Source organism: Corynebacterium sp. LaCa_70, from assembly GCF_058182015.1.
This window is the reverse complement of sequence record NZ_CP190914.1, coordinates 910,914-925,010: the sequence shown is the minus strand read 5'-3', so window position 1 is coordinate 925,010 and position 14,097 is coordinate 910,914. Positions and strand designations below refer to the sequence as shown.

The following is a 14,097-nucleotide window of genomic DNA, read 5'->3' as shown; positions in this document are numbered from 1 at the left end:
GACAGAGGCTTGTATGTGAGCCTGCTTTTCTACGGTCTATGCCATGAGCACACACAATTATCTATCGGATTTTGGCCGCACTACACACGACATCCATAAAATCGTCACCGAGCTACACACCACTGCCCAGGATCAGCTCACTGCAGTACGCTCAATCCTGCGCCATCCGCGTTCACTAGCACGCCCCACGGCTAGTTGGCGACCACCGCAAGCTAGGCTCACTGCCGGTAAACACCAGGCATTAACCGCAGCGCTTTCACGTTATCGAGTAGGCCCTCTAGCACAATCTCGCGTTCGGGGCTACGGCGAGCAACGCACCCCTGCATATGTTGTTAGCGTACGCATTACCGACCCATCCGGCGCTGCCCCGTCCGCACCTTTGGCTGAAGCCTGGATCCGCGCACTCGTTCCACGAGAGTTCATTAACGCGGTCCACCGGATCGATACCAACTTTGAAACAGCAGCGATATATGCCTGGCTTGTCGACGCCAACTATATTCCTGTGCATTCACCAGCATCGATTTTTGCTGGTTTTTCCAGGGCTGCCTAGCACCGCCTGACAACTGGGCTATGACTCAGTGGACTACGGCGCAATGAGCTAAAGCTCAATACCGTCGTCACACGGTGTCAGCCGCGCTTCCCAATCTTCGGCCTGGTCCGCGCACAATGACAACACGTCGAACAAGCGGTCAAAGTCGGTATAGCTACCTAACTCCAAAATCTCGGGTTCATAACCATGAATCAACTCACCAGGAGCAAACGCTGCCTCGTTGAATTCTTCTACAGCTTGATCGCTCACAGTGCCTTCCTGAGTATTCTGTGACCAAGCTTCTATCATCTCGGAATCGAAGGTGATAAATGACAGCTTCGCTGTAGGATCGCCGTCCACGACCTCGATGAGCACCCGCAACTGTGAATAGCTCGCGACTTGCGCCACAACCACGCCGGGATCGACATAGTGGTGCTCAAATTCTAGGTCCGCAATGCGGTCATCGTGTCCGTCAAGCAAATCCCGTAGCACGGTCACGACTTGATCAGTAGCGATGTGTTCCGCTACGGTCGCGACCGCATCATCCACGGAGAATGCCACCGATACTAATGCTGCATCAAAGTATTCATCATCTTCGTCAACATCAGCTGCTGCAATATACACATTTGCCGCAGGCAAAACCGCATCGATTTCGACAAACTGAATTTCTACATCTGATGTTATTGGCACGAACAAAACGTCGCCATTAACCCGAGATTCAATACCTTCAGCATCGAGTGCGGAAGCAATATCTTCGAAGAAGCTCATAACCGCTAATGTACTACGGCAAAGCTAATCACCGACGGAAAATCCCAAATCCCGCAACAACTCCGGCCGGCCAGCTCCCCATTCTAAGACGTCATAGCCTTTCCAGGCCCGGCGTTTTTCTGCTTTCGGGTCATATTCAACATGTGACTCAGCATCAAAAATCATTGTCGGGCGTGAATGATGTTCCTCAGTTGGCGGCTTATATTGTGGCCAATCTGATCCAGGTGCTCCGTTACGAATGAAGCTCGCCCAGTGTCGCTGCATTTCGTCGGTCAATTTCTGCATGGCAGCTTCATCGCGGCCGAATTTTGCCAACATCCGAGTTTTCGACGCTTCGGGGGTGCCGAAGACATTCGATAGTTCCGAAGAATGCGCAGCTCCGATCCCCAATTTCCGCATCAGCTGGGGCGCGAAATCAAACCGATACATCCACGTCGGTGCATACTCATTGTGATGACTGGCGATACGAATAGTCGGCGCCCAAAACAAAGCATCCGTCACTAAATCCGCAAACTCTGCTCTCGTACGAGCACCGCCATACGCTTCTAGCACCGTATCGGTATGTTCTGGATCGTACGGATACAGCAAGCGCCGTCCAGCTTTTGCACGGCGGGTACTGCGCTGAAAGAAATATCGCATTATCCCAGCTTCATCGAGGTTGGTGCCCAACATGAGCGGCACCCGAGCTTGTTTGCCTTGTTGGAACGCAACCATTGGGTGTTCTGGCAGGGATTCCGATTCCACTGTCGGGCCAAAAGTGGAATTCAAAAACTGTAGTTCTCCACCCCGCCACATCATCGACATGCCAGCGCGTACCAGCTCATCCGCACTGACTTGGCGTAAATCTTCTACCGTACTTTCCGGAACCATCCCTAATCGCGCAAGCAATTGGCGCGCCCATAACTGGGATTGCGCTTTGGAATGGATCAGTCCGATCGGTGGCGATTGTGCAATAGCCCGATGAAACAACCCCTGTGCCGGTGGAGAACACAATAAGGCAAGTACCGCGGCTCCACCTGCAGATTCTCCCATGATCGTCACAGAATCTGGATCCCCACCAAACTTGGCGATGTTTTCCTGGATCCATTGCAGTGCTAAAACTTGATCCCACAACGCAGGGTTAGCGACACAATCGCCGCCAAGGCTGCGCAGGTCAAGATATCCCAAAACCCCGAGACGAAAATTCAACGATACGTAGACCACGTTCATTGCTTCAGCCAGCCGGTGCCCACGCAACATGTTTTGGTGGCTTGCCCCCATCAGGAATGATCCACCATGAAAATAAACCACAACGGGCAATTTTTCCGTGGTGTGTGGGCGAACTATGTCCAGGTGCAAGCAGTCTTCATCACCAATTAGCCGATCGTTTAGGCCATAATTAGGCTGCGGAGCCGGCGATTGGTAACGGGTACAATCCAGAACTCCTAGCCACCCACGAACGGGACGCGGTCGCCGGAAGCGGGCTTTGCCGCCGGTCGGTGCACCGAATGGCACGCCTTTCCATGTGGCGATGGTGCCATCGCGAACGATTTCTCCTTGAATCTCGCCGCCGCTAACGCGCACACGCGGGTAGTCTGCCGTTACATGCGCTGATTCTTCCATAGCATTCCAGATTAGTGACCACACCAAGGAATATCATGTGCCAAATCCAGAGCAATAAGCGCGTAGAATGAATGCAAACTGTCTATTAGGCTTGGTGAAAGCGTCGATATGACAGCAAAAGCGCAGATAGAACAAATGCACGCAAATCAACGGAAAGAGGCGAGCACCTGCCGTGAGCACTAACAATCCCTTCGGCTTGAGCACCTGGTTAGCGGACGAGTTGTATCAGGAGTACAAAAAAGATCCGCAGTCGGTAGATAAAGAATGGCGCGAATTATTTGACAAGCACGGCGCACCATCCGATATCGCGGCATCATCGGAGTCCGCTGCATCAGCTTCTGATTCCACTAAAGCCCAAGGCGGTAAGGAAGCCGCAGACATTGCCCCGCCAACCCAGAAATCGCTGGCGCATAAGCAGCAACAGCGTGAATCTGTCGTGGAAGAGTCTGCGCAGAAGGCTAAGAGTAAGGTCGGCGCCGACAAGCGCGGTGTCGCCCCGAAGGCACCGAAGAAGGCACCATCGCCTTTGGATGATCTTCCGGATTACGACGGCGGCGAGTCCAAGCCGCTCAAGGGCATGTTCAAAGCTATCGCGAAGAACATGGACGAATCCCTCGAGATTCCTACCGCTACCTCTGTGCGTGATATTCCGGTCAAGCTCATGTGGGAAAACCGCTCCCTTATCAATGAGCATTTAAAGCGCACCCGTGGTGGCAAGATTTCGTTCACCCACATTATTGGGTATGCGTTGGTCAAGGCCACGCAAAAGCACCCAGACATGAACGTGCGCTACGAGTTGGTCGACGGTAAGAAGCCAACCGTAGTCCACCCTGAAGACATCAACCTGGGTTTGGCTATCGACCTGCCGCAAAAAGATGGTTCCCGCGCGCTTGTCGTTGCCGCGTTGAAGAAGGCGCAGGATAAGAACTTCGCAGAATTTATTGAAGCTTACGACGACATTGTTGCCCGTTCCCGCAAGAACAAATTGACTGCGGCTGATTTCCAGGGCGCAACGATCAACCTGACTAACCCGGGTGGCATCGGTACCCGTCACTCCATTGCCCGGTTGACCAAGGGGTTGGGCACTATCATCGGTGTTGGTTCGATGGACTACCCTGCTGAATTCGCAGGCGCTTCCTCGGACCGCTTGGCAGAACTCGGTGTGGGCCGCCTGGTCACCCTGACTTCCACCTATGACCACCGCGTGATTCAGGGCGCCGAATCTGGTGAGTTCCTGCGCACCATGTCGCAGCTGCTTGTCGACGACGCCTTCTGGGATGAGCTGTTTAACGACCTTGAAATCCCGTATGAGCCAATGCGTTGGGCACAAGACATTCCGAATACCGGAATTGATAAGTCCACCCGTGTCATGAACCTCATCGAGGCCTACCGTTCCCGTGGTCACTTGATTGCTGATACCAACCCGCTGCGCTGGAAGCAGCCTGGTTTGCCAGCACCGGACCACCGCGATCTGGATATCCGCACCCACGGTCTGACCCTGTGGGATTTGGACCGGACCTTCCACGTCGGCGGATTTGGGGGCAAGGAATCCATGACTCTGCGTGAGGTACTTTCTCGCCTGCGCGCTGCCTACACGTTGAAGGTCGGTTCGGAATTCACCCACATCATGGATCGCGACGAGCGTGAATGGTTGCGTGATGCACTCGAAGCCGGGATGCCAAAGCCAACTAATGCGGAACAGAAATATATTCTGCAGAAGGTCAACGCAGCCGAGGCTTTCGAGAACTTCCTGCAAACGAAGTACGTCGGCCAGAAGCGTTTCTCCCTTGAGGGTGCTGAAGCACTAATTCCACTGATGGACTCCGTCATCGACACCGCCGCTGGCCAAGACCTCGACGAAGTGGTTATCGGCATGCCACACCGTGGTCGTTTGAACGTGCTGTTCAACATCGTCGGCAAGCCACTGGCAGAAGTCTTTAACGAATTCGATGGCAACTACAAGGGCGGCCAAGCTGGCGGTTCCGGTGACGTGAAGTACCACTTGGGCGCTGAAGGCGAACACCTGCAGATGTTCGGCGATGGTGAAATCAAGGTCACACTGACCGCCAACCCATCGCACCTGGAAGCAGTCAACCCGGTAGTCGTTGGTATTGCACGCGCCAAGCAGGACATTCTGGACCGTGTAGAAGGCAGCCACGACAAACGCGTCGTCCCATTGCTGCTGCACGGCGATGCTTCGTTCGCAGGCCTGGGTATCGTCCAAGAGACCATCAACCTGATGGGACTGGATGCCTACAACGTCGGCGGCTCTATCCACGTCGTTGTGAACAACCAGGTCGGCTTCACCACTACCCCGGATTCTGGACGTTCTACCCTGTACTCCACTGACCTGGCTAAGGGCTTCGATTGCCCGGTCTTCCACGTCAATGGCGATGACCCGGAGGCAGTGGTCTGGGTTGGTCAGCTGGCTACCGAATACCGCCGTCGCTTCGGCAAAGATGTCTTTATTGACCTCATTTGCTACCGCCTGCGCGGCCACAACGAGGCTGATGACCCATCAATGACGCAACCGTTGATGTACGAGCGCATCGGTAACCGCGATTCCGTGCGTCAGAAATACACCGACGAACTCATCGGCCGTGGTGATCTGTCCGAAGAAGACGCTGAGGCAGCTGCCCGCGACTTCCGCGACCAGATGGAATCCGTATTCAACGAAGTCAAAGAAGCAGAAGAAAACGGTCCACAAGAACAGACCGGTATCACTGCTTCCCAGGAACTTACGCGTGGGCTGGACACGTCGATTTCTGCCGACACCCTCCGCGAGTTGGGCGAAGCTTACCTGGATCTGCCAGAAGGCTTCGAATTGCACAACCGCGTGGCACCAATCGCCGAAAAGCGCGCCAAGTCCGCTGTCGAAGGCGGCATCGACTGGGGCTGGGGCGAGTTGATCGCTCTGGGCTCGCTCGCTAGCGAAGGCAAGCAAGTACGCCTTGTCGGCGAGGATTCCAAGCGCGGTACCTTCACCCAGCGTCACGCTGTCACCTACAACCCGAATACCGCCGAGCAGTACAACCCGCTGGATGCCTTGGCTCAAGAAGCCGGTAATGGCGGTAGCTTCGAAGCCTACAACTCTGCGCTGACTGAGTTTGCTGGCTTGGGCGTGGAATACGGCTATTCCGTCGGAAACCTCGACGCTGTTGTCGCTTGGGAAGCTCAGTTCGGTGACTTCGTCAATGGTGCACAGACCATCATCGACGAATACGTCTGCTCAGGTGAAGCCAAATGGGGCCAGTTGTCCAAGGTGATCTTGCTGTTGCCACACGGCTACGAAGGCCAAGGACCAGACCACTCCTCTGCTCGCATCGAACGCTTCCTGCAACTGGCTGCAGAAGGCTCCATGACCATCGCCCAGCCATCAACCCCGGCAAACCACTTCCACCTGCTGCGTCGTCACGCGCTGGGCACCATGTCTCGTCCGCTGGTGGTCTTCACGCCAAAGTCGATGCTGCGTGCCAAGGCGGCAACCTCTGAGGTTGAGGAATTCACCGACATCACCTCGTTCCGCTCCGTCATCAATGACCCACGGTTGGTTGATGCCAACAACAACGTCATCGGCGATGCAGACAAGGTGAAAACCGTGATGCTGTGTTCCGGCAAGGTCTACTACGAGCTGGAGAAGCGTCGGCAGAAGGACGAGCGCGATGACATCGCGATCGTACGCATCGAAATGCTGCACCCAATTCCGTTCAACCGCCTGTCGGAAGCATTCGATAACTTCCCGAACATGGAAGAAGTCCGCTTTGTGCAGGACGAGCCAGCCAACCAGGGCCCATGGCCGTTCTACAACGAGCACCTGCACGAGTTGCTTCCGGATATGCCACGGATGCGCCGCATTTCTCGCCGCGCGCAGTCCTCGACTGCCACCGGTATCGCCAAGGTGCACCAGTTGGAGCAAAAGCAGCTTATCGACGAAGCTTTCGCCGACTAGTGTTCCCGGTGCTTACTAGCGCTGATTAGCGCTGATTAGGAAGCCCCTAACTTCCAGCAACATTCGGAGCCTAATACGACTACGGTGGGATACAACACAGTACCCCACCGGAGAAAGGCCCGACAGCCATGCGACTTGCCTCTGTAGCAACCCCCGATGGAGATCGCTACGTAGCGATTGTCGACGACGCAGAATCCAGGAATTTTCTTGATTCTGCTGCCGTGACAGTCCGGCCGTTGCATGGCTTTTCTGCTGCGCAGACCCCGGTACGCAACGTCGGGGAATTATTAGCCATCCCAGGATGGCGTGAGCATCTCAACGAAGCTTTGATCGAGTCCGGTGATCCAGTAGTGGTCGCCACGAGTGAGCTCGATACTGTCATTCCCTGGCCCGGCAAGATTATTTGTCAAGGCCTTAACTATGCCGAGCACATTCTCGAGATGGGTCGTGATCTTCCGGATTATCCCACGCTGTTCACGAAGTATCCCGAAGCACTAGCCCGCCCCTATGCGGATGTCAAGGTACCTGCGGACAAAGCCGCGCAACTCGATTTTGAAGGCGAGCTTGCCGTCATTATCGGCGACTACGCTAATGAGGTCAGCCCTGCTGAGGCCAAAGATTATATTGCCGGCTACGCGGTTTTTAATGACTACACTTTGCGGGACGCGCAACGGCGCACGCCCCAGTGGCACCAAGGCAAATCTTTCCGTGCCAGCAGTGGTTTTGGCCCGTGGCTAACGACCCCGGACGACTTTGATTTTTCCACCGCAAGCCTGCGCACCTACCTCGGTGACGAGTTAATGCAAGAGGCTCCGTTAGCCGATCAGGTTTTCCCACCGGTGGAGCTCATTTCTTTCATTTCGCAGATATACCCTCTGCGGCCAGGTGATGTGATCGCAACCGGAACCCCAGACGGCGTCGGGTTTGCGCGAACCCCGCAACGGTTTATCCGCGATGGCGAAACCGTCACGATCACCATTGACGGGCTAGGAACTATTGCGAATACTACCCGTATTACGCATCATCGCTAACGGAGTCTGGTGACTCACCCGTGACATTGACGCTGGCCCATTGGCCTACAGCATCTTCGATGCTGAGACCGTCGGCCAGTTTTTCTTCCAATTCTTCTAAAGCACGGTCATCGACTAACCGAGTGACCTTTTGAATTTCACCGGTCGTGTCGCGATCAAATAGCCGTGAGCTAAATAGTGGAGTGAAATCCTGCGGCAGCGCATCGCCTGCGTGCGCGCATCCTTCAGCAGAAGAAGGTGCAGTCGTCACAATATCCGGCGGGAGCAGCCCCATCACTTCACGATGCATCTGTTCATGAATATCTGCGGTATTCGGTTCTTGCCCATCCACATCGTCGACAAGCTGTTTAGCCAACGCGGGGTGAAGTTCTTCCACGAAAGTACCGGTGCATGTGATCATGAAATCGGCTTCACCCGTGCGCAGCAATTCCCAACGGTCCGCGGTAGTTGCACCTTCGGCAGCAATCACCTGCGCCTTTCGACCAACTTCGCGCAGCGTGTCACGATAGATATAAGCCCAGAGCACCTGCTCAGTCGAAGAACTATCAGCAGTAATACGTACTGCGTGGTTTTCGTCCAACGAAGCACCGAATCCAGACCCCGCCTGCCCAGGTGTACTTGCTCCCACAGCACCAGTTGTGTCGTCAGCCGACGTACATCCCGCCAGCAGCAGGACTAGGCCTGCACATGCTGCTGATAGCGAGCGATTTCTCACGTATTTAATGGTAGCCACGCTGTGCAGTTTACAGATTCACCAGCAGGACTAAGATGGACACTAATGAGTGCCATTACAGAAACTGCAGTCCGCGAAGCATTAGCGCGCGTCGAAGATCCCGAGATTGGAAAGCCAATCACTGATCTCGGCATGGTGAAATCCATTGCCATCGACGGCGCCGACGTCAACGTCGAAGTTTATCTGACAATCTCTGGGTGCCCGATGAAATCGACCATCCAGTCCAATACCCAAGCCGCCGTCGAGGACATCGATGGTGTGGAAAATGTTTCGGTTTCGCTCGATGTCATGAGTGATGAGCAACGCCGAGAGCTGCGTAATTCTTTGCGCGGTTCGCAGCGGGAACCAGAGATCCCTTTCGCCAAACCAGAAAGCACCACCCGCGTATTTGCGGTGGCTTCCGGTAAAGGCGGCGTCGGTAAGTCTTCTATGACCGTCAACCTGGGTGCCGCGTTGGCAAACCAAGGGTTGAAGGTCGGCATTGTTGATGCTGATATTTACGGCCATTCGGTGCCAAATTTACTCGGTTCTACCGAGGCGCCGACGGTTGTCGACGATATGTTGCTGCCGCCGCAGGCACATAACCTGAAGTTTATTTCCATTGGTCAGTTCGTTGAGGGCAACGCACCTGTTGTGTGGCGTGGCCCTATGCTCCACCGGGCAATTCAGCAATTTCTTGCCGACGTCTTCTGGGGCGATCTCGATATCCTGCTATTGGACCTGCCTCCGGGAACCGGTGATGTCGCGTTGTCGGTTGCGCAGTTGATTCCCAATGCCGAACTGCTGGTGGTTACTACCCCACAGGCAGCCGCCGCAGAAGTTGCGGAGCGTGCTGGTTCGTTATCGCAGCAAACTCGGCAGCGCGTGGCCGGTGTGATCGAGAATATGAGCGCAATGGTTTTGCCTGATGGTTCCACTATGGATGTATTCGGCTCCGGTGGCGGCGAGATCGTGGCGCAGCGCTTGACGACGTTGGTGGGCACCGACGTGCCGTTATTGGGGCAGGTTCCGCTAGATCCTTCGCTGCGTTCCCGCAGTGATCAGGGCACCCCGGTGGTCTTGTCTGAGCCGGACAGCCCTTCGTCACAAGAGATCACCAAAATTGCTGATGGCCTAGCGAAACGACGCAATTCCCTGGCCGGTAAACCACTCAGCCTGGGTGTAAATTAAGTCTTATTCCGGTTGACCGCGGCCTCGTTGCGTTACGATGCCGCGCTGGCTGCTAGCCGTATTAATTCACCGCACTAAATAACATCGGTCCAGCTAAATTCGGCTTTTCCTCCACCACTATTCGGAGAGTGCATTCCCCGCGGTGCTTGTGATTGCGGTCGTGACTGCACGTGTGGTTGCGCTTGTGACTGTGGGTTTCGTGGAGTCTGGTTGTGTGACTGCGGCTTAGCTTGATTAGCTGCTGGCCCGCGCGAAGCAGACGATGCAGGGCCTTCGTCTTTCAGGATCGTGCGCGGATCAAACTGCTGGAAGAAATCATCATCTTCGTCGAACAGTGTTTTCGCGATGGCTGCACGCGGGCCCATGCGACTAAGCTGGCTGACTTTTTGAATGGGCTCCCGGAATTGTTCAAATTCTGAACCAAGTTCCTCAAACTCGCCATTGAGTTCTTGTTTCGCGTTATTGATCGCTTTCCGTGCCGCAAAAATCGCTGCGCGGACGTCCTGCAGCAATGCGGGTAGACGTTCGGGACCGATGACAATGATCGCCACCACAATGATGACGCCTATCTCCGACCAACCGATATTGGAAAACACGAATCTATCTTAACGTCTAAGCGTCGTTATTTCTCGGTTGCTATTTACCGTTGCTACTGCGGCGCACCGCTCGGGCAAGTTTTTCCAAACGATCGAGCAGATCAGGCTGTTTCTGGGAGCGTTCAGTATGCTCAGTTCGGGGCGTTCCCGCAGAGGCAGAAGTATTTCCCCCTAGCTCCGTGACTTCAGCGGCTTGGCCTCTATTGCCTTCTGTTGAATTGCTTTCTGCTGCATCACTAGCGCCACTAGCGCCACTGGCATCACCGGCGATGCGGCGTAATCGGTTCAGTAGCGATTCCGAAACTTGCACCTGATCATTCCCGTTGCAGCTGCGCAGGGCTTGCGCCGCGTGCCGTTGTTTGTGCACGTCGTCACGGCAGTTTTCGCACAATACCAAGTGCACCCGGGCATTATGAGCAGACTTGCTGGACATCTCGCCATCAACAAAAGCAGCGACGGCTTCTGGGCCCAAGTGGTCAAAGCGACGCCGGGTCTTTGGGGTCTTCGGGGCGCGCTTAGGTTTGTCTGAACCAGACTGCGTCGAAGGCGTCTTCGTAAAAATTGCTTCGCCTCCTGTGTAACTACTGTGCATTGTGCCCCACGATTTTAGCGGGTGCGCAAAAGGATCTGCGTTTCTTCGTTGTGTACCGCGTCATCTTCTAGGCGGGCACGCAATTGGGAGCGGCCACGGTGGATCCGCGAGCGCACGGTACCCATTTTGACTCCCAGCGTAGCGGCGATCTCCTCGTAGCTCATCCCCATTACGTCGCACAAAACGATGGCAACACGGAAATCCGGGGCTAGCTCATCCAACGCTTTTTGCAATGCTGGGTCCAAATTGGCGACGTTATACGCTTGTTCGGGGGTTATCCCATTACCGGCAAATCGTTCATAATCTTCCGGGAGCGATTCCATCCGGATCTTCGACCGGTGCCGTACCATATCCAAAAATAGGTTCGTCGTAATGCGATGCAGCCAACCAGCAAAAGTGCCGGGTTGGTAATCCTGCAGAGAACGAAAGACGCGCATAAACGTTTCCTGCGTAAGGTCCTCGGCATCCTGCGGGTTACCAGCGAGACGAAATGCGAGTCGGTACACACTGTCAGCGTGCTCGGCAACTAGCTCGTCCCAGCTAGGCATAGCTCCAACGCCTTCGTCGAAAGCTTCTGTTCCGCGCAATTTTTCAGCAGGCTCCGCGCCTTTGGTATTTTTCGCGTTTTCTGGCTTTCCTGCGTTTTCTGCACTGTGCTGACAGTACTGGCTGTACTGGCTGTACTGGACACCCTCCGGCAACGTCATGCTCATTATTGTGCTACACGTCTCTCAATAAAGCCAGCCCGGTTGCTGAGCATTAACTGTGAATACGTAGCAGCCTAGATTTTGGCCCAGCCTTCCCCGCTACAAGGACAAAGCACAAAGACTGATTTAGACTGTTGGTGTGTCTACTTCAGAAAATTCCCCGTACACTTCGTCGGTGTCAGCAATGCTTGGATACATCAACTCCACTGCCGTGGTTTCTGAAGGCTTGCAGGCAGCGCATGCCCACGCCGCGGAATACTCGTTACCAGCCCCTGATGCGACGGTGGGCCAATTATTGACCACGCTTACCGCCAGCGCGACGCATCCGGATAATCCAAAAAGCGCCGGAGTCATTGCAGTCAGCCCGGCATCGAGCGTGGTTGGGTTGTATCTTCTGCAGGGGCTGCCAGACAAAGGTGTGCTCACCTGCATTGACCCTGAAGTGGAACATCAGCAACATGCCAAGCAAGCTTTTCGTGAAGCCGGGTATGGACCATCACGGATTCGCTTCTTGCCCTCGCGCCCGCTCGACGTGATGGGCCGGTTAGCCACTGCTGCCTACCAGGTAATTTATGCCGATGTCACACCGACGGACCTACCGAAGCTCGTCGAGCTCGCCTGGCCGTTGCTGGGGCAACGCGGCACCTTAGTTTTAGCTAATTCGCTTCTCGACGGCACGGTGGCTGATTCTTCGCGGAATGACCGTGCTACCCAGGCTGCGCTGGCTGCCGACGAGTATTGTCGCGAACTCGATGGCGCGATCGTCACCCGGCTCCCGCTGGGGTCTGGGCTGACGCTGGTCACAAAACTCTAATCACAAAGCTCTAACTACAAGGCACTAATCGCCAAGCTCTTAGCCCCAACTCACCGACTCCTGCACGATGGCGCGAACATCACTACCCTGGTCGGGAGTTCAATGACGCAAGGAGAAATCATGACGGAAATCCATCGACCGGAACTCCACATCACCCCGGAACACGGTGTACTTGATGCCCCCGCTGGAGTTCTGCTCGACGGCAATGATTGGCACGTGTTCTACCAGTATCGCCCAGAGGTTCCGGGCCCCGCACGCTGGGCACATACTGTCTCGCAGGGCGACCCATTCTCATGGTTTGAATGCGATGATGTCCTCGCACCAGTCGGCGGTGAGCTCACTGTTCGTGCCGGTTCCGTCGTGCCTATCGATGGCGAAGGTGAGCAGGATGCCAACCTGTATTTCACCTCAGTGACCTCCGGCGGCACCAATATTCAGCTCGCAAAAATGCGGGAGCTCACCGCAGATTGTCCACTGTCGGAAGACCGCGCAGCATTAAACCCGGCGGTTAACCGGGTCTCGGCGGTATTGGAAACACAGGAAGGTTTCCAACGGTTTCGTTCCCCGTGCGTTGTACCAAATTGGGAAACCCCGGTGGACCGCGAAGCAGGGCATGCGGGCTGGTTGATGCTTGCCCTGACCGGTGATGCGGAAACCCCTACTCCGGTAATTGCCACCTCTCAGGACGGCCAATCCTGGGATCTGCAAGGTGAGCTGGAATTCGATGGCGAGATTGGCTTGGACCTGTCCCCGGAGGAAGGCCAACTGTCGACAATCGTCGCACCGCGTATTCTGCGTTTGCGTGATGAAGTCGACGGAGAAATCTACGATATTTTGCTGTTGACCTTGGAGCGCGCCGGCGTCGATATTTCCGGTTATTTGGTCGGCACGTTGCGCGGCACCACCTTCCATGTACGCAGTGCGTTCCGCCGTATTGATCACGGTCATGATTTCACTCGTCCACGTAACACAAACACCACCAAAGACACCACGGTGCGTGGGTCCACCATCAATTCACACAATCCGGCTGATTATTACACCGAGGCGGCATTGTTCGGTTTCATTAATGGCATCGGCCGCCATGATGACCCCACCGAGCATCCATCACTGGTCGAAGAAGGCTGGGCCAACGCCCTCACGCTGCCACGCATGATTTCGCTGCAAGATGGTCGCTTATATCAAACCCCTCCAGCAGGCCTGCCAGAAGCAATTACGTCATCGGAGCGCGCCCACGCCTATACCGTGCTTTGCGAGGTCCCTTCCGATGAAGACTCTGCACTGACAGTCTCGCTTTTCGACGCCGATGACAACGAAACCGCCCGCATCACACATACTGGTCACACGCTCAGCATCGACCGCAGTGTCGGCCCTAGTGATCGTTATCGGGATGAGGCACCAGCCACCGCAGAACTTGCCGACGGCGACAGTGATTCACTGACCATCATCGTTGATGGCTCGACGGTGGAAGTATTTGCCGATGGCGGCTGCGTCGCTATGACCTCACGGGTATATTTCGCTGGCGGCTGCTCGAGAATCGACGCCGCCACCACCGGTGCTGCCCAGATCGAGCGTGACTGGCACCGCAGTGGTCACGAGCACTAGCCAA

General features: G+C 55.3%; 12 protein-coding genes. 6 read left to right on the top strand and 6 right to left on the bottom strand.

The window, feature by feature from the left end:
* The first annotated feature begins 43 nt into the window (after positions 1 to 43).
* Entirely contained in the window at positions 44 to 550 is a 507-nt protein-coding gene (locus ACP8MI_RS04205; protein ID WP_018119976.1) for a hypothetical protein, read from the top strand.
* 48 nt (positions 551 to 598) lie between these two features.
* Here the strand turns inward: ACP8MI_RS04205 and ACP8MI_RS04200 are convergent, their stop codons facing one another.
* Both ACP8MI_RS04200 and ACP8MI_RS04195 read right to left on the bottom strand, forming a co-directional pair.
* A complete protein-coding gene (locus ACP8MI_RS04200) occupies positions 599 to 1,297 on the bottom strand; it encodes a hypothetical protein (protein ID WP_018119975.1) in 699 nt (232 codons plus the stop codon).
* Positions 1,298 to 1,321: 24 nt separating this feature from the next.
* Complete coding sequence (locus tag ACP8MI_RS04195; protein ID WP_337891783.1) at positions 1,322 to 2,899, bottom strand: carboxylesterase/lipase family protein; 1,578 nt, start codon at positions 2,897 to 2,899, stop codon at positions 1,322 to 1,324.
* A gap of 172 nt (positions 2,900 to 3,071) precedes the next feature.
* Here ACP8MI_RS04195 and ACP8MI_RS04190 point away from each other — a divergent pair, with 172 nt between their 5' ends.
* Together ACP8MI_RS04190 and ACP8MI_RS04185 are read left to right on the top strand one after the other, a co-directional pair.
* Entirely contained in the window at positions 3,072 to 6,848 is a 3,777-nt protein-coding gene (locus tag ACP8MI_RS04190; protein WP_144736670.1) for a multifunctional oxoglutarate decarboxylase/oxoglutarate dehydrogenase thiamine pyrophosphate-binding subunit/dihydrolipoyllysine-residue succinyltransferase subunit, read from the top strand.
* Positions 6,849 to 6,976: 128 nt separating this feature from the next.
* Positions 6,977 to 7,879, top strand: a complete 903-nt coding sequence (locus ACP8MI_RS04185; protein ID WP_249606454.1) for a fumarylacetoacetate hydrolase family protein — start codon at positions 6,977 to 6,979, stop codon at positions 7,877 to 7,879.
* Here the strand turns inward: ACP8MI_RS04185 and ACP8MI_RS04180 are convergent.
* Entirely contained in the window at positions 7,863 to 8,612 is a 750-nt protein-coding gene (locus tag ACP8MI_RS04180; RefSeq protein ID WP_239211987.1) for a type 2 periplasmic-binding domain-containing protein, read from the bottom strand. The two genes, ACP8MI_RS04185 and ACP8MI_RS04180, sit on opposite strands and share 17 nt — an antisense overlap.
* A 45-nt stretch (positions 8,613 to 8,657) precedes the next feature.
* Here ACP8MI_RS04180 and ACP8MI_RS04175 point away from each other — a divergent pair, with 45 nt between their 5' ends.
* Positions 8,658 to 9,782 (top strand): Mrp/NBP35 family ATP-binding protein, encoded by a 1,125-nt coding sequence (locus tag ACP8MI_RS04175; RefSeq protein WP_018119970.1) that lies wholly within the window; start codon positions 8,658 to 8,660, stop codon positions 9,780 to 9,782.
* Positions 9,783 to 9,856: 74 nt separating this feature from the next.
* On the opposite strand, the gene tatB is transcribed toward ACP8MI_RS04175, so the two are convergent.
* From tatB to sigE, 3 genes are read right to left on the bottom strand one after another with little or no spacing between them, the layout of a single operon-like run.
* Positions 9,857 to 10,378, bottom strand: coding sequence for a Sec-independent protein translocase protein TatB (gene tatB, locus ACP8MI_RS04170; protein ID WP_049168416.1), 522 nt, complete (start codon positions 10,376 to 10,378; stop codon positions 9,857 to 9,859).
* A 40-nt stretch (positions 10,379 to 10,418) separates the two neighbouring features.
* Positions 10,419 to 10,970 (bottom strand): hypothetical protein, encoded by a 552-nt coding sequence (locus ACP8MI_RS04165; RefSeq protein ID WP_049168417.1) that lies wholly within the window; start codon positions 10,968 to 10,970, stop codon positions 10,419 to 10,421.
* 14 nt (positions 10,971 to 10,984) lie between these two features.
* Positions 10,985 to 11,683: an RNA polymerase sigma factor SigE gene (sigE, locus tag ACP8MI_RS04160; protein WP_049168418.1), complete on the bottom strand. Its 699-nt coding sequence runs from the start codon at positions 11,681 to 11,683 to the stop codon at positions 10,985 to 10,987.
* Between the two features lie 178 nt (positions 11,684 to 11,861).
* Here sigE and ACP8MI_RS04155 point away from each other — a divergent pair, with 178 nt between their 5' ends.
* Together ACP8MI_RS04155 and ACP8MI_RS04150 are read left to right on the top strand one after the other, a co-directional pair.
* On the top strand, positions 11,862 to 12,491 hold the full coding sequence (locus ACP8MI_RS04155; RefSeq protein ID WP_018119966.1) for an O-methyltransferase: 630 nt from the start codon (positions 11,862 to 11,864) through the stop codon (positions 12,489 to 12,491).
* Between the two features lie 120 nt (positions 12,492 to 12,611).
* Positions 12,612 to 14,093 (top strand): GH32 C-terminal domain-containing protein, encoded by a 1,482-nt coding sequence (locus ACP8MI_RS04150; RefSeq protein ID WP_425654450.1) that lies wholly within the window; start codon positions 12,612 to 12,614, stop codon positions 14,091 to 14,093.
* The last annotated feature ends 4 nt before the right edge of the window (positions 14,094 to 14,097 follow it).

Excerpts from the sequence above, each read along its gene's own strand:
- ACP8MI_RS04200 (WP_018119975.1), bottom strand. The coding sequence starts at position 1,297 with ATGAGCTTCTTCGAAGATATTGCTTCCGCACTCGATGCTGAAGGTATT.
- ACP8MI_RS04150 (WP_425654450.1), top strand. The coding sequence starts at position 12,612 with ATGACGGAAATCCATCGACCGGAACTCCACATCACCCCGGAACACGGT.
- ACP8MI_RS04185 (WP_249606454.1), top strand. The coding sequence starts at position 6,977 with ATGCGACTTGCCTCTGTAGCAACCCCCGATGGAGATCGCTACGTAGCG.
- ACP8MI_RS04175 (WP_018119970.1), top strand. The coding sequence starts at position 8,658 with ATGAGTGCCATTACAGAAACTGCAGTCCGCGAAGCATTAGCGCGCGTC.
- sigE (WP_049168418.1), bottom strand. The coding sequence starts at position 11,683 with ATGAGCATGACGTTGCCGGAGGGTGTCCAGTACAGCCAGTACAGCCAG.
- ACP8MI_RS04195 (WP_337891783.1), bottom strand. The coding sequence starts at position 2,899 with ATGGAAGAATCAGCGCATGTAACGGCAGACTACCCGCGTGTGCGCGTT.
- ACP8MI_RS04205 (WP_018119976.1), top strand. The coding sequence starts at position 44 with ATGAGCACACACAATTATCTATCGGATTTTGGCCGCACTACACACGAC.
- ACP8MI_RS04165 (WP_049168417.1), bottom strand. The coding sequence starts at position 10,970 with ATGCACAGTAGTTACACAGGAGGCGAAGCAATTTTTACGAAGACGCCT.
- ACP8MI_RS04155 (WP_018119966.1), top strand. The coding sequence starts at position 11,862 with ATGCTTGGATACATCAACTCCACTGCCGTGGTTTCTGAAGGCTTGCAG.